Source organism: Entomomonas asaccharolytica (assembly GCF_016653615.1).
In the GTDB taxonomy this organism is placed as follows: domain Bacteria; phylum Pseudomonadota; class Gammaproteobacteria; order Pseudomonadales; family Pseudomonadaceae; genus Entomomonas; species Entomomonas asaccharolytica.
On the sequence record NZ_CP067393.1, the window covers coordinates 3,186,003 to 3,200,655 of the forward strand.

Sequence of the window (14,653 nt, forward strand, 5' to 3'; positions counted from 1 at the left end):
TTATTTTTCAGTTAATAGCTTTTCAGCCATAGCATGTGTAGCTTTTACTAAGGCATCCACTGTACCCACCTCAAAGGCTGAATGACCTGACTCTCGAATAATATTAAGCTCACTACTTGGCCAGAGTTTATGAAGTTGCCAAGCATTATCAAGAGGACAAATCACATCATAACGACCATGCACTATAATGCCTGGAATATGGGCTATTTTGTGCATATCTCGCAGTAATTGATTGGGTTCTAAAAATGCGTTATTTACAAAATAGTGGCATTCTATACGTGCCATAGCTAACGCTTTTTTAGTTTCTAAAAAACTTTGGCTAATTTTAGGATTAGGCACTAAAGTTATCGTACTACCCTCCCAACCCGACCAAGCTCTTGCTGCATTTAATTGAGCAATTTCATCAGTACCTGTTAAACGCTTATAAAAAGCTTGTACTAAATCATCACGTTCAGCTTCTGGAATAGGCGCAATATAGTCTTCCCAATAGTCTGGAAATAAGTAACTAGCCCCTTTTTGATAAAACCATTCAATTTCAGCAGCTCTACATAAAAAGATGCCTCGCAAAATTAACCCTAAGACTTGTGCAGGATGTTTTTGAGCATAAGCTAATGCGAGCGTAGAACCCCACGAACCACCAAACACCACCCATTTATCAATAGCTAACTCTTGCCTAATAAGCTCAATATCTGCCACCAAGTCCCAAGTAGTATTATACTGCAAAGAGGCATGAGGTTTGGAGCGACCACAGCCTCGTTGATCAAAGGTAATAATTCGATAAATAGTAGGATCAAAAAAACGAGCGCTATTTTCGTCACATCCTCCACCAGGCCCACCATGTAAAAATAATACAGGCAAACCTGTTATAGAGCCACTTTCTTCAATATGCAGTACATGGGGCGCCTGAACAGCTAGTTTATGCGTTGCATAAGGCTTTATTTCTGGAAATAGCGGATGCATGATTTTTATTAGTCCCTTATAAATCCTACTGAGCTAAATACTTCTCAACAGCAACTTTGCCGTCTTCACCCTTCGTACTCTTAATACCCACTAGCCAATGATTAAGTACTTCTGGATGTTTCTTTAAATACTCTTTAGCCGCTTTTTTGGCAGGCACTTTATTTTCCAAAATCTCTGTCATTAATTCGCTTTCCATTTGCACTGTAAAACGAATTTGGCTAATTAAATTAGCTTCTGTAGGGCAGCGTTTTTGAAACTCAGGGGAAATAATAGTAAATACTTTAGCACTGCCATAATTAGGGCCAAAAACCTCATCTCCATCAGCCAAATATTTCAATTCAATTTGACTATTCATTGGGTGAGGTTCCCATGCCAAAAACACTATTGGTTTTTTAGCAGTAACCGCTCGTTTTACTTGGCTAAGCATAGCAGCTTCACTTGACTCTCTCAGTTTAAAATCACTTAAATTGAATAGATTTTCTTTAATCATTTTTTGAATCAATAAATTGCCATCATTGCCTGCTTCAATACCAAATATTTGAGCATTTAAATCTTTTTTAAACTTAGCAATATCCTTAAATGATTGCAAACCAGCATCATACGTATAAGCAGGTACTGCTAAGGTGTATTTAGCCCCTTCTAAATTCGCTTTTTCAGGAATAATGATGGTTTTATCTTTAATAAAAGGTGCTGCGATACCATCCATGGAAGGAGACCAATAACCTAAAAAAGCATCAACCTTGCCCTTAGCCACACTAGTAAAAGCAATAGGAACAGAAATAATGGGAGCACTCACCTCATAACCTAGCCCCTCGGCAACTACAGAAACCATAGCAGTAGTAGCACTAATATCCGCCCACCCTGTTTCAGCTAACTTAATATTCTGACAAGCCGAAACATCTTCTACGGGTTCATCTGCCCAACTTATTAAACTGGTTGCTAACCCTAATAATCCTACACTTATTATTTTACTGAGCTTATTCATTCTCTCTCCCCTGCTATCGCAGCAACTTAGTTAATGCTAAAACAACCATACTATGATTTTGGGTAAATAGCAAAATGGTCGGTATTAATTTAATATATACTTTAGATCATCAATCTTGTATTTTAACCTATCACTCTTACTAAACTGTGCTAATACTATGATCCATAATACTCCACCCTCAAGACCTATAGTCCTTTGTTTATCTGGCCATGATCCTAGTGGCGGAGCAGGTATTCAAGCTGATATTGAAGCTATTTTGGCACAAAATTGTCATGCGGCTCCAACAGTAACAGCCCTCACAGTACAAAATACAGTGGATGTTACTGATTTTAGAGTATTAGACAGAGAATGGGTATTAGCACAAGCCAATGCTGTGTTACAAGATATGCCCGTTTCCTCTATTAAATTGGGTATGTTGGGTAATATGGAAATGGTAGATACTATTATTGAAATAGCTAACCAACACCCTCACTTACCTTTATTGTGTGATCCTGTATTAAGAGCAGGTGGTGGTGGAGCATTAGGCAAAGGAGATATTGCTTACGCTATTCGTGAAAAACTATTGCCACTAGCAACAATTACAACCCCTAATTTGCCTGAAGCACGTATTTTAGCCGAATTACCTGATGGCTCCGCAGATGAGTGTGCTGAGAAACTATTAAAATACTGTAAGAATTTATTGATTAAAGGTGGCCATGAGTCAGATCCTGTCATCTCTAATCGTCTTTATACTCAACAAGGCGAAAAACATGTTTTTACCTGTGCGCGTTTACCAGGTAATTATCATGGTTCAGGTTGTACCCTAGCAAGCGCATTAGCAGGACGTTTGGCACTCGGAGAAGAATTAATCAGTGCTGTTAAATCCGCTCTTGATTATACTTGGCGAACACTTCGTGATGCAGAGGCACCAGGGCAAGGGCAATATATTCCGCGGCGTATTCCGTTGGATTTTTGTTCATGATATTAGCGGGACTGTATGGAATTACTGATAACCAGTTATTGGCTGGTGGTCGTTTACTACCCTATGTAGAGGCTGCTCTACAAGGGGGTATGAAAGTCTTACAATACCGTGATAAAACAAGAGATACACAACGTCGCCACCACGAAGCAAGTGCTTTACTAACACTTTGTGAACAATACCAAGCTCAGTTAATTATTAATGATGATGTACTGTTAGCGAAAGAATTAGGTGTGGGCGTGCATTTAGGGCAAGAAGATGGTTCCATCCAAAAAGCGCGAGAGTTACTGGGTAATAAAGCTATTATTGGCGCAACCTGTCATGGCAGTATAGAGTTAGCTCAACAAGCAAAAACAGAAGGTGCTAGCTATGTAGCTTTTGGTCGCTTCTTTGCCTCCAAAACCAAAACAGACGCTCAACCTGCTGATATTAGTGTATTACCTCAAGCAAAAGTTTTGGGTTTACCTATTTGTGTTATAGGCGGTATTACTTTACAAAATGCCCCTATTTTACTTAAACAAGGGGCTAACTTATTGGCTGTTGTTAATGAACTGTTTGCAGTCGAGTCACCCAAACAAGTTAAAGCCATTGTGGAACAATTTGTCCAGCTTATAGACCTTTCAAATTAAAGGTTAGACACCTGTTAACATTTTTTCTGCATGGGCTAATGATTCTTTGGTTAAATCAACCCCACCTAACATTCTTGCAAGCTCTTCGACACGTTGTTGTTTAGTTAAAGAAGTTACTGCTGTTTGAGTAGAGTTTTTAGTACGTTCTTTATGCACAAATAAATGATGATGTCCTTGTGCTGCCACCTGCGGTAAATGGGTTACCGTTAACACCTGTCCTTGCTCACCCAATTTTCGTAATAACTTACCGACAATCTCTGCTGTAGGCCCACCAATCCCTACATCTACTTCATCAAAAACTAATGTAGAAACACGGGATGTTTGGGCAGTAATTACCTGAATAGCAAGGCTGATCCTTGATAACTCGCCACCAGAAGCAACTTTATTTAACGCTCGAACAGGCTGCCCTGGGTTACCACTGACTAAAAACTCTATTGTTTCTAAGCCATGTAACTGTGGTTCAGAAGCCTTTATGGTTGTTAACTCTATAGTAAATTGGCCTCCTGGCATACCAAGTGTTTGCATTTCTTGCTGTACCGCTTTTGCCAATTTTGCTGCTGCTTTTTTACGTAATACAGAAAGTTTTTCAGCCGCTTGCTGATACTCATTAGCTAATTGTTGCAAGGTATTAGCTAATTCTTCTAACTTTTCATCTCCTGCTTCAATATTGGCTAATTCATCTTGTAATTTCTGAGTAAGCCCAGCCAACTCTGTAGGTTGGATATGATGTTTTCTTGCCAGACTATAAATGGCATCTAGCCTATCTTCTACTTGTTGTTGGCGTAGAGGATCCATATCAAAATGGTCTACAAAACGATTAATCTCCGCCACCGCTTCTTCCAATTGAATCTGTGCATTACTTAATAAATTAGCAGCATCTACCAAACCCGCCACTGGCTCTTTAAAACTCGCTAAACGACGCACACTCATATTAAGTGCTGATAAAACATTCGCCTCATCATTGCTGCAAATATCCAATACTTGCTGGCAAGCACTTAAAATAGTATCTGCCTGACTTAAGTTTCTTTGCTCGGTTTCTAACTGTTCTACTTCATTATCAACTAAAGCAAGTTTGTCTAACTCCTCAAGTTGATAACTTAATAATTGTTGTTTAGCCTGCTGTTCTTCACTATTACTGGATAATTTTTGCAGGGTTTGCTGTGTTTGTTTCCACTGTTGAGCTAATTGCTTAACCTGTTCAGCTAATACTCGACTGCCTGCATAATCATCTAGTAAATGGCGATGTGTTTCTAGCTTTAATAACGACTGGTGTTCATGTTGGCTATGGATATCTATCAGTAACTCACCTAATAGTTTCAGATGGGATAACGGGCAAGGTGTACCGTTAATATAACCGCGTGAGCGGCCATCTTGATTGATTACTCGACGTAATATACAAATTTCATCACTTACCAGATCATGATCAACCAACCATTGTTTAGCTTCTGGAATATTAGTTAACTCAAAACTTGCTAAAATATCTGCTTTATCTGCCCCTTGTCTAACCACACTGTTGTCACAGCGATCACCTAAGGCTAAGCCTAATGCATCTAACATAATAGACTTACCTGCCCCAGTTTCTCCTGTAATTACTGTCATTCCAGATAGTAACTCCAGATCCAGATGATCAACAATGGCATAATTTTTAATAGACAAATGCACTAGCATGAATAATTAACCTATGGATAATGCTATAAATACAATAAAGAAATTATTATAAGCTATTAGTCAACAAAACGTGATCCATAGCCCATAATTCTTTAGTAAATGTTAAAATAATAACAGTGATTAAAAACAAGAGTATTATTTGTGAAAAAATTTAAAGGCAAATTGGCGGTTGGCTTTCTTCGTTTACTCGCCTTATTACCTTGGGGTGGTATACAAAAAGTTGGTGGTTTTGTAGGCTATCTTATGTGGCTATTTCCTAATCGTTCCAAGCAAGTAGCCCTGATTAATTTAGCAAAATGCTTTCCTGAACTTTCTACAATAGAAATAGAAAAACTAGCTAAACAAACCTTAATTAACCAAGGTAAAACAATGGCAGAAAGTGCCTGCGCGTGGTGTTGGCCACCAGAGAAAACACTTAAATATATTAAACAAGTTGAAGGCTTAGATGTTTTACTAACGGCTATTAACTCAGGTAAAGGGGCTGTCGGTATCACTAGCCATTTAGGTAATTGGGAAATCCTCAACCATTTTTATTCCAGTTATTGTAATCCCGTTATTTTTTACCGCCCACCTAAGTTAAAGGAGCTGGATGAATTTTTAAAAAAACGTCGTGTTCAAATGGGAAATAGAGTAGCTCCCTCCACTAAAGAGGGAATTTTGAGCGTTATTAAAGAAATTCGTAAAGGTGGTTGCGCTGGTATTCCCGCAGATCCTGAACCCGCTAGATCAGCTGGTGTTTTTGTACCTTTTTTTGCTACTCAAGTGCTGACCAGTAAATTTGTACCTAGTATGGTGGCAGCTAAAAAAGCAGTTGCTTTCGTTGGACATGCCATTCGATTAGAAGATGGTTCAGGTTATAAAGTAATTTTTGAAAATGCTCCTGAAGAAATCTACAGTAAGGATACTGATGAAGGTGTAGCTGTTATGGGACAAATTATTCAAGGCTGTGTAAAAAGATGGCCTACTCAATATATGTGGAGTATGAAGCGTTTTAAACAGCGCCCAGAAGGTGAAGCCCGCTGGTATTAATTAACTTAATCTTACATTTTTTAATGATGCTAACACGTTGTTTATAAAAGACTTTATAAAAAATTAGCATTAAGTCTCATAGTATGCATACTATTTGTATTACTTATAATAAAAACTGATCTTTCAATTTATAAGGTATTATCATGTCTTTAACAGATATTATTTCACAATACACTAAACTCGCTGGACAGCACGCTTCTAATAATGAAGCAGATGGTGGCTTGTTAGGTATGGCTAAAAGCTTACTTGGCAATGAAGTTTCTGGAAATCTTATCCAAAAATTTTTAAGTAACCTTTCACCTGATATTATTCAAAAGTTATCCGCCCTAAAAGCACTAGGTAGCAATGAAACCAGTAATCCTGAGTCATCAGAAAATTTTGTAGCCATGTTTAAACAATTGGCTGGCCAGTTTGCTACAAAAGATACCGACCAACAAGTTTCTGAGTTAGCTGAACCTGATAATGCTAACCTTGTAGCAAAAGCATTAGATATGGCGAAAGGGTTTGGTATTAATTTAGATAAATTATTATGATCTGTAAACAGTAAGTAGTTAGCTGCAAGCCTGACTACTTTCTGTACTACTCACAAAAGTAGCTTTATCTTAACTTAGCCTCTAATTTATCATTGAAAATTCTACTTATTAATGATAATTCCACTATTCGCTAATAACCCTATGTCTCATATATTTTATTTGCTGCCTCTTTGTAGAATTGGGTACACAAACTGATTGTTTTAATCGTTGTTTTGAATAAATAGACATTGATTATTAACTAAACGTATGAGGAATTATTTATGTCTCAAGAAAAAATTGTAACCCTATTTAATAGTCCAGCTATTGCAAGACATGCTGTGACAGAATTAATAGAAGCAGATTTTGCAGAACACGATATTCAGTACCTTGATAGAGAATATTTAAAAGAAAGAGAACAAGCCATCCAAGAAAAAAATATTTGGGATGAGCTATTTGGTTATGATGTGATGGAAGAAAATGTTGATATCTATCGTCATGCAATCGAAAATGATGCGGTGATATTAATATTACTTACTGAAAACACCCTATTAGATAAGGCTATGCAAATCCTTGAGCACTATCACCAACTAGACAAATCAAAACTGCCTGAAGGTGCAAAAGATGTGAGTATAGCTCCTGCTTTACAGGGTTCACCCAACCAATCAAACCCAACAACAACCGTTCATCGATAAGCAATTACGGTAATCTTCATTGGTTTTATCAACGAAATTAATACAAGGGCTTAAAAGCCCTTTATTGATTAAATTTTTTTAGGCTTTTGCCAATTATCTTTTTGCACTTGATAGGCACGACTTATTGCTAATGCATTCGGTGCTACATCTTTTGTAATCGTTGAGCCTGCTGCTGTGGTAGCTGCATCACCAATAGTAACAGGAGCCACTAGTGAGTTATTAGAGCCTATAAATACTTCATTGCCTAAAATAGTTTTAAATTTATTAACACCATCATAGTTACAAGTAATAGTTCCTGCGCCAATATTACAATAGTTACCAACCTCTGTATCACCTAAATAAGTTAAATGACCTACTTTAGAGTACTCTCCTAAAGAAGTATTTTTTAACTCCACAAAATTACCCACATGAGCTTTTGCGTGAAGCACAGTACCTGGACGTAAACGAGCGAAAGGTCCTGCATCACTTTCTTCTTCTAAAATAGCGCCTTCAATATGACTATTTGCTTTAACCTTAACGCCCTTTTTTAAGATACTGTCTTTAATAATACAGTTAGCACCTATCGTTACCCCGTCCTCAATAACTACTTTACCTTCTAAAATAACATTGATATCTATTTCAATATCAGAACCTATCTCTACCTCTCCCCGTAAATCAAAACGGCTAGGATCAAGTAAAGTAACACCTTTTCTCATCAGCATTTGAGCCGCATTATATTGATAATAACGCTCTAATTGGGCTAACTGTATACGATCATTAGCACCCTGCACTTCCATTTCTGTTGCTGGTTGAGCTGTTGCTATAGCAAAACCGTCATTAACTGCCATGGCAATAATATCGGTTAAATAATATTCACCTTGCGCATTTTGATTGGATAATTTTGATAACCATTTTCTTAATGGTTCGCTAGATAAAGCCAGAATGCCTGTATTACCTTCTTTAATTTGTTTTTGCTGTTCCGTAGCATCTTTTTGCTCAACGATCGCTGTAACATTACCTACTTCATTACGAATAATACGCCCATAGCCAGTAGGATTAGCTAAATTAACAGTTAATAGCCCCAAAAATAACGGCTGTATAAACCCAAGTAGATTTTCTAAGGTTGTGGTTTCAATTAATGGTACATCACCATAAAGAATTAATACTTTTTCACTTTCCACAAAAGGCATCGCAGCAGCAACTGCATGCCCCGTACCTAATTGTTGTTCTTGTAGAACAAAATGTATATCATCAGCTGTTAATAATTGTTTTACTTGTTCAGCACCATGACCGATAACCACATGTATTTTTTGAGGTTTTAATCTTCTAGCAGTATCAATCACATGGCCTAGCATAGTTTTACCTGCTACTTTATGTAAAACTTTAGGGAGTGTTGAACACATGCGAGTACCTTTGCCCGCAGCAAGAATAATTACTTCTAATGACATAATTAATACCCCAAAAAAACAAAGGGCAGCCTAAGCCACCCCTTTTTATAAACTAAACCACTTCCCCAACAATTATTTAAACTTTCTTCTAAGTTCAGTAATTGTTCGTAATTGTGCTGCTGCTTGCGCAAGACTAGAAGCTGTTTTACTGTAATCTTGGTGCGATGATTTATCATTCAACTCATGTTCAGCACTAATCATGGCAGCTTTTGCTGCTGCTTCATCAAGGTCTTCTGCACGAATACCTGTATCAGCTAGTACCACTACTTCTAAGGGTTGAACTTCCAAAAATCCACCTGAGATATAGAAAATCTCTTCTGTATCATCTTCTTTAACAACACGCACAGGGCCTGGTAACAAACTAGTTAATAGCGGTGCATGGTTAGGTAATATACCTAGATCACCCATACTACCATGAGCTACTACTCGTTTAACAGTACCAGTAAATAATGATTCTTCTGCACTGACTATGCTACATTTAATCATTGCCATATCTATAATACCCTCTACTTTATGCCCATAATACCATTATGGGTACACCCATTATAGGGTCTTAGCCTTTTCAATGACTTCGTCGATAGTACCTACCATATAGAACGCTTGTTCTGGTAAGTGATCATAATCGCCATTTAAAATGCCTTTGAAAGCACGAATTGTTTCTTTAAGTGGTACATATTTACCTGGAGAACCAGTAAACACTTCCGCAACGAAGAATGGTTGAGATAAGAAACGTTGCATTTTACGAGCACGAGCTACTAATTGCTTATCCGCTTCTGATAGCTCATCCATACCTAAAATAGCAATAATATCTTTTAATTCTTTATAACGTTGCAATACATATTGTACACCACGTGCTACTTCATAATGCTCTTGGCCAATTACATGTGGATCAAGCTGACGTGAAGTAGAATCCAGTGGGTCAACCGCAGGATAAATACCTAATGATGCAATATCACGTGATAATACAACTGTCGCATCCAAGTGAGCAAAGGTAGTTGCTGGTGATGGGTCAGTTAAGTCATCCGCAGGAACATATACTGCTTGAATAGAGGTAATAGAACCTTTCTTAGTAGTAGTAATACGCTCTTGTAATACACCCATTTCTTCCGCTAGCGTTGGCTGATAACCTACCGCTGATGGCATACGACCTAAAAGTGCTGATACTTCAGTACCTGCTAAGGTATAACGATAAATATTATCAATAAATAATAATACATCGCGGCCTTCATCACGGAATTTTTCTGCAATGGTTAAGCCTGTTAACGCTACACGTAAACGGTTTCCTGGAGGCTCGTTCATCTGTCCGTAAACTAGCGCCACTTTATCAAGTACGCTTGATTCTTTCATTTCGTGATAGAAGTCGTTACCTTCACGAGTACGCTCACCCACGCCTGCGAATACAGAGAAACCACTATGCTCCATCGCAATGTTACGGATAAGTTCCATCATGTTAACGGTTTTACCAACACCAGCACCACCGAACAGGCCTACTTTACCCCCTCTTGCGAAAGGACAAATCAAGTCAATAACTTTGATACCTGTTTCTAATAGGTCACTACCACCTGCTTGCTCTTCAAACGAAGGTGCTTCACGGTGGATACTCCAACGCTCTTCTTCGCCAATAGGACCAGCTTCATCGATAGGGTTACCTAATACATCCATAATTCGACCTAAGGTTTTTATACCTACAGGTACAGAAATTGGAGCGCCTGTATTAGCTACATCAAGACCACGCTTTAGACCTTCAGTAGATCCCATTGCAATGGAACGGACAACACCATCACCTAACTGTTGTTGAACTTCCAGCGTTGTCTCAACGCCTTGTACTTTTAATGCGTCATAAACTTTAGGTACATTGTCACGTGGAAATTCCACATCAATAACAGCACCGATAATTTGAATGATACGTCCGCTACTCATAGCTGGATATCCTCTGAATTTATAAACCTTTCTTACGATACAGCAGCTGCACCGCCAACAATTTCGGAAATTTCTTGGGTAATGGCCGCCTGACGAGCCTTATTGTAAATTAACTGCAATTCACCAATAAGATCTTCGGCATTATTAGTCGCATTCTGCATTGCAATCATACGTGCTGCTTGCTCTGCTGCCCCATTTTCCACCACCGCTTGATACACTAGTGACTCAATATAACGTATCAATAATGTATCAAGTAATTCTTGCGCATTGGGTTCATAAATATAATCCCAATTACTTTCAACAATTTTTTGATGTACTGCAGCATCATCTTTTGCTGTGGAAGTAGTTGGCAGTGGTAATAGTTGCAATAGCCTTGGTTTTTGAGTCATCGTATTAACAAACTCATTACCTGCTAAATACACTCTGTCTAAACGCCCTTCATCAAAGGCATCTAACATTACCTTAACACCACCCACTAATTCTTTAATAGAAGCTTGCTCACTAATATTGGTTATTGCGGCAGTCACTTTCGCACCAAAATGATGGAAAAAACTAATACCTTTCGATCCCACCACACAAAGCTCGACTTCTACACCTTCATCATGCCATTTTCTATAATCTTTGATTACTTCTTTAAACAAGTTAGTATTCAAACCACCACAAAGACCACGGTCAGTAGATATAACAATATATCCAACTCGTTTAACAGGTCTTTCTGTCATAAATGGATGATGATACTCAGCAGCATTAGCATTAGCTAAATGAGTAATTACTTGATAAATGCGCTCAGCATAAGGACGACCTGCCGCCATTAGTTGTTGCGCTTTACGCATTTTACTCACTGCTACTTTTTCCATAGCACTGGTAATTTTCTGCGTACTTTTAATACTCGCAATTTTTGTGCGAATTTCTTTTGCGCCTGACATATTACACCTTTAGCATTAGTTAACAGGTGTTATTACAACACCTGCATCGTCTTACCAAGTATGGGTAGCTTTAAAGCTCTCAATACCTGCTTTAATCTCAGCATCAATCTCATCGTTAAAGTCACCTTTAACGTTAATTTTTGCCATAAGATCTGCTTTATCTCTGTTGAAGTATTCTAATAATGCCTCTTCAAAAGCACCAATCTTATCTAACTCAATATCCTGTAAATAACCACGTTCAGCAGCATAAAGAGAAACAGACATTTGCGCAACTGAGAATGGAGCATATTGTTTTTGCTTCATTAACTCTGTTACACGCTGTCCATGCTCTAATTGCTTACGGGTTGCCTCATCAAGATCCGAAGCAAACTGTGCGAACGCTGCTAACTCACGATATTGAGCAAGTGCAGTACGAATACCACCCGATAATTTTTTGATGATCTTAGTTTGTGCTGCACCACCCACACGAGATACCGAAATACCCGCGTTAACCGCTGGACGGATACCTGAGTTAAATAATGATGCTTCTAAGAATATCTGACCATCTGTAATTGAAATTACGTTTGTTGGTACGAAGGCAGAAACGTCACCTGCTTGCGTTTCAATAATTGGTAACGCAGTTAAAGAACCCGTTTGGCCTTTCACTTCACCATTAGTGAACTTCTCAACATATTCTTCTGATACACGAGAAGCACGCTCTAATAAACGGCTGTGTAAATAGAATACGTCACCAGGATAAGCTTCACGTCCAGGTGGACGACGTAGTAATAATGAAATTTGACGATAAGCTACCGCTTGTTTTGACAAATCATCATAAATAATTAATGCGTCTTCACCACGATCACGGAAATATTCACCCATGGTACAACCAGAATAAGGTGCTAAATATTGTAATGCAGCAGATTCAGAAGCACTGGCTACTACTACAATAGTATTTTTTAACGCATCATTTTCTTCTAATTTACGTACAACGTTAGCAATCGTTGATTGTTTTTGACCGATAGCGACATAAACACACTTAATGCCACTGTCTTTTTGATTAATGATCGCATCAACAGCTAAAGCGGTTTTACCAATTTGACGGTCGCCAATAACCAACTCACGTTGACCACGACCAATTGGAATCATCGCATCAACTGATTTATAACCTGTTTGTACAGGTTGGTCTACTGATTTACGCCAAATAACACCAGGTGCTACCTTTTCAATAGCATCAGTTTGGCTAGTACCTAGAGGACCTTTACCATCAATAGGATTACCAAGCGCATCAACAACACGACCTAATAATTCACGACCAATAGGTACTTCTAAGATACGACCTGTACATTTTGCACTCATGCCTTCAGAAAGGCTTAAGTACTCACCTAATACAACGGCGCCGACAGAGTCTTCTTCCAAGTTAAGTGCCATACCATAAACACCACCTGGGAACTCAATCATTTCGCCATACATTACATCAGCAAGACCGTAAATACGTACAATACCATCAGAAACACTAACGATTGTACCTTCATTACGAGCTTGTGTTGAAACATCAAGTTTAGCGATACGCTCCTTGATAATTTCACTTATTTCAGAAGGATTTAATTGCTGCATGCCATGCCCCTCAAATCAGGAATTCATTGCTTCGGCGAGCTTATCTAGCCGACCGCGAACCGAACTATCTATTACCAAGTCACCTGCACGAATTGTTAACCCACCAATTAATGCAGCATTTACTGTTTGCTTAGCTTTTACTGTTCGCTCAAGCCGCTTTGATAAGGCGGCAGTTATTTTTTGAAGCTGCTCATCAGATAATTCAAAAGCAGTTTCTATCTCTGCATCTACTACACGCTCAGCTTCTAGCTTATAGTCTTCGTAAAGCTCACAAATAGTAGGTAATAAAGATAAACGATCATGTTCACCCACTATATGTAAAAAATTACTAAAGGTTTCGTCTATTTTGCCCGCCAATAAATTGGATAATAAATCAGCTTTTTGAGCACGCGTTAATGTTGGTTTACCCAGTTCTTGAACAACTACAGGTTGCTCCAAAGCACAAGCAGCCAGTTCTAACATAGTAAACCAAGCGTCAACTTGGTTTGCTGTCTTAGCAAACTCAAAAGCAGCTCTTGCATAAGGTCTGGCAAGCGTATGGGTATTTATCATTGCTTGCTCCGCTTACAGTTTAGAAGCTATTTTATCAACCAGATCACTGTGTGCATTGGCATCTACAGAAGATTCTAAAATCTTCTCAGCTCCTTGCACAGCCAAACTTGCTACTTGAGAGCGAAGTTGGTCTCTGGCACGATTTACTTCCAGATCAATTTCAGACCTAGCACTAGCAATTAATTTTTCGCCTTCAGTACGAGCTTGTTGTTTTGACTCTTCTATAATAGATGAAGCTGTTTTATTAGCTTTATCAAGAATGTCAGCTGCTTGCTCTTTACCTTCACGAAGTATTTGCTCTACTTGCTGTTGGACTTCTTGCAATTCGCGCTCAGCACGACCTGCTGCATCCAAACCTTCCGCAATTTTTTTCTTGCGTTCTTGCATAACCTGATTAATAGGAGGCCATACATATTTCATACAAAACAAGACAAAAATAGCGAAGGCAATAGTTTGACCGATTAATGTCAAATTTATATTCATAGCGACTTACCTCATGCTATCCCAGTTGATTTGGCTAGTTTCATTAAATTAAGCATCAAAATGCTCAACATCTTTAACTAGCGTTAGGCAACTACGAAGATAAGATACATAGCAATACCTACACCAATCATTGGTACCGCATCAAGTAAACCAGCCATTAAGAAGGTTTTAGTTTGTAAGGTAGAAGCTAACTCTGGTTGACGAGCTGTTGATTCAAGTAATTTTCCACCTAAGATAGCGAAACCGATACCAGTACCTAAGGCACCTAAACCGATCATTAAAGCTGCTGCTAAGTAAACCATATAAACTCCTAAAA

At 38.4% G+C, this 14,653-nt stretch carries 16 protein-coding genes; 5 read left to right on the forward strand and 11 right to left on the reverse strand.

What is annotated here, in order from left to right:
- Both pip and choX read right to left on the reverse strand, forming a co-directional pair.
- Positions 1-960 carry a prolyl aminopeptidase gene (pip, locus tag JHT90_RS14925; RefSeq protein ID WP_201092456.1) on the reverse strand — a complete coding sequence of 320 codons (960 nt, stop codon included), beginning with the start codon at positions 958-960 and terminating at the stop codon, positions 1-3.
- A gap of 25 nt (positions 961-985) precedes the next feature.
- On the reverse strand, positions 986-1,945 hold the full coding sequence (choX, locus tag JHT90_RS14930; RefSeq protein WP_201092458.1) for a choline ABC transporter substrate-binding protein: 960 nt from the start codon (positions 1,943-1,945) through the stop codon (positions 986-988).
- A 157-nt stretch (positions 1,946-2,102) separates the two neighbouring features.
- On the opposite strand from choX, the gene JHT90_RS14935 reads away from it, so the two are divergent.
- On the forward strand, positions 2,103-2,906 hold the full coding sequence (locus JHT90_RS14935) for a bifunctional hydroxymethylpyrimidine kinase/phosphomethylpyrimidine kinase (protein WP_201092460.1): 804 nt from the start codon (positions 2,103-2,105) through the stop codon (positions 2,904-2,906).
- A complete protein-coding gene (gene thiE, locus JHT90_RS14940; RefSeq protein ID WP_201092462.1) occupies positions 2,903-3,532 on the forward strand; it encodes a thiamine phosphate synthase in 630 nt (209 codons plus the stop codon). The genes JHT90_RS14935 and thiE overlap by 4 nt, the downstream gene beginning before the upstream one ends.
- 3 nt (positions 3,533-3,535) lie before the next feature.
- On the opposite strand, the gene recN is transcribed toward thiE, so the two are convergent.
- On the reverse strand, positions 3,536-5,200 hold the full coding sequence (recN, locus tag JHT90_RS14945) for a DNA repair protein RecN (protein ID WP_201092464.1): 1,665 nt from the start codon (positions 5,198-5,200) through the stop codon (positions 3,536-3,538).
- 141 nt (positions 5,201-5,341) lie between these two features.
- Between recN and JHT90_RS14950 the strand changes: the two genes are divergently transcribed.
- From JHT90_RS14950 to JHT90_RS14960, 3 genes are all read left to right on the forward strand, one after another.
- Positions 5,342-6,229: a lysophospholipid acyltransferase gene (locus JHT90_RS14950; protein WP_201092466.1), complete on the forward strand. Its 888-nt coding sequence runs from the start codon at positions 5,342-5,344 to the stop codon at positions 6,227-6,229.
- 143 nt (positions 6,230-6,372) lie between these two features.
- Complete coding sequence (locus JHT90_RS14955) at positions 6,373-6,762, forward strand: hypothetical protein (protein ID WP_201092468.1); 390 nt, start codon at positions 6,373-6,375, stop codon at positions 6,760-6,762.
- Between the two features lie 260 nt (positions 6,763-7,022).
- Complete coding sequence (locus JHT90_RS14960) at positions 7,023-7,433, forward strand: hypothetical protein (protein WP_201092477.1); 411 nt, start codon at positions 7,023-7,025, stop codon at positions 7,431-7,433.
- 68 nt (positions 7,434-7,501) lie between these two features.
- On the opposite strand, the gene glmU is transcribed toward JHT90_RS14960, so the two are convergent.
- The 8 genes from glmU to atpE all read right to left on the reverse strand — a co-directional run bounded on the left by glmU (position 7,502) and on the right by atpE (position 14,639).
- Complete coding sequence (gene glmU / locus JHT90_RS14965; RefSeq protein WP_201092479.1) at positions 7,502-8,860, reverse strand: bifunctional UDP-N-acetylglucosamine diphosphorylase/glucosamine-1-phosphate N-acetyltransferase GlmU; 1,359 nt, start codon at positions 8,858-8,860, stop codon at positions 7,502-7,504.
- Between the two features lie 72 nt (positions 8,861-8,932).
- A complete protein-coding gene (locus JHT90_RS14970) occupies positions 8,933-9,352 on the reverse strand; it encodes a F0F1 ATP synthase subunit epsilon (RefSeq protein ID WP_201092481.1) in 420 nt (139 codons plus the stop codon).
- A gap of 51 nt (positions 9,353-9,403) precedes the next feature.
- Positions 9,404-10,780, reverse strand: coding sequence for a F0F1 ATP synthase subunit beta (gene atpD / locus JHT90_RS14975; RefSeq protein ID WP_201092483.1), 1,377 nt, complete (start codon positions 10,778-10,780; stop codon positions 9,404-9,406).
- 32 nt (positions 10,781-10,812) lie between these two features.
- Positions 10,813-11,706 (reverse strand): F0F1 ATP synthase subunit gamma, encoded by an 894-nt coding sequence (gene atpG / locus JHT90_RS14980; protein WP_201092485.1) that lies wholly within the window; start codon positions 11,704-11,706, stop codon positions 10,813-10,815.
- 51 nt (positions 11,707-11,757) lie between these two features.
- Positions 11,758-13,302, reverse strand: a complete 1,545-nt coding sequence (gene atpA / locus JHT90_RS14985) for a F0F1 ATP synthase subunit alpha (RefSeq protein WP_201092487.1) — start codon at positions 13,300-13,302, stop codon at positions 11,758-11,760.
- Positions 13,303-13,317: 15 nt separating this feature from the next.
- Positions 13,318-13,854 (reverse strand): F0F1 ATP synthase subunit delta, encoded by a 537-nt coding sequence (locus JHT90_RS14990; protein WP_201092489.1) that lies wholly within the window; start codon positions 13,852-13,854, stop codon positions 13,318-13,320.
- A 12-nt stretch (positions 13,855-13,866) separates the two neighbouring features.
- Positions 13,867-14,337, reverse strand: coding sequence for a F0F1 ATP synthase subunit B (locus JHT90_RS14995; RefSeq protein WP_201092491.1), 471 nt, complete (start codon positions 14,335-14,337; stop codon positions 13,867-13,869).
- A gap of 83 nt (positions 14,338-14,420) precedes the next feature.
- Complete coding sequence (gene atpE / locus JHT90_RS15000; protein ID WP_201092493.1) at positions 14,421-14,639, reverse strand: F0F1 ATP synthase subunit C; 219 nt, start codon at positions 14,637-14,639, stop codon at positions 14,421-14,423.
- Positions 14,640-14,653 lie beyond the last annotated feature (14 nt).

What these genes read in the sequence shown, in the direction of transcription:
- pip (WP_201092456.1), bottom strand. Translation starts at nt 960, where the DNA reads ATGCATCCGCTATTTCCAGAAATAAAGCCTTATGCAACGCATAAACTA.
- choX (WP_201092458.1), bottom strand. Translation starts at nt 1,945, where the DNA reads ATGAATAAGCTCAGTAAAATAATAAGTGTAGGATTATTAGGGTTAGCA.
- JHT90_RS14935 (WP_201092460.1), top strand. Translation starts at nt 2,103, where the DNA reads ATGATCCATAATACTCCACCCTCAAGACCTATAGTCCTTTGTTTATCT.
- thiE (WP_201092462.1), top strand. Translation starts at nt 2,903, where the DNA reads ATGATATTAGCGGGACTGTATGGAATTACTGATAACCAGTTATTGGCT.
- recN (WP_201092464.1), bottom strand. Translation starts at nt 5,200, where the DNA reads ATGCTAGTGCATTTGTCTATTAAAAATTATGCCATTGTTGATCATCTG.
- JHT90_RS14955 (WP_201092468.1), top strand. Translation starts at nt 6,373, where the DNA reads ATGTCTTTAACAGATATTATTTCACAATACACTAAACTCGCTGGACAG.
- JHT90_RS14960 (WP_201092477.1), top strand. Translation starts at nt 7,023, where the DNA reads ATGTCTCAAGAAAAAATTGTAACCCTATTTAATAGTCCAGCTATTGCA.
- glmU (WP_201092479.1), bottom strand. Translation starts at nt 8,860, where the DNA reads ATGTCATTAGAAGTAATTATTCTTGCTGCGGGCAAAGGTACTCGCATG.
- JHT90_RS14970 (WP_201092481.1), bottom strand. Translation starts at nt 9,352, where the DNA reads ATGGCAATGATTAAATGTAGCATAGTCAGTGCAGAAGAATCATTATTT.
- atpD (WP_201092483.1), bottom strand. Translation starts at nt 10,780, where the DNA reads ATGAGTAGCGGACGTATCATTCAAATTATCGGTGCTGTTATTGATGTG.
- atpG (WP_201092485.1), bottom strand. Translation starts at nt 11,706, where the DNA reads ATGTCAGGCGCAAAAGAAATTCGCACAAAAATTGCGAGTATTAAAAGT.
- atpA (WP_201092487.1), bottom strand. Translation starts at nt 13,302, where the DNA reads ATGCAGCAATTAAATCCTTCTGAAATAAGTGAAATTATCAAGGAGCGT.
- JHT90_RS14990 (WP_201092489.1), bottom strand. Translation starts at nt 13,854, where the DNA reads ATGATAAATACCCATACGCTTGCCAGACCTTATGCAAGAGCTGCTTTT.
- JHT90_RS14995 (WP_201092491.1), bottom strand. Translation starts at nt 14,337, where the DNA reads ATGAATATAAATTTGACATTAATCGGTCAAACTATTGCCTTCGCTATT.
- atpE (WP_201092493.1), bottom strand. Translation starts at nt 14,639, where the DNA reads ATGGTTTACTTAGCAGCAGCTTTAATGATCGGTTTAGGTGCCTTAGGT.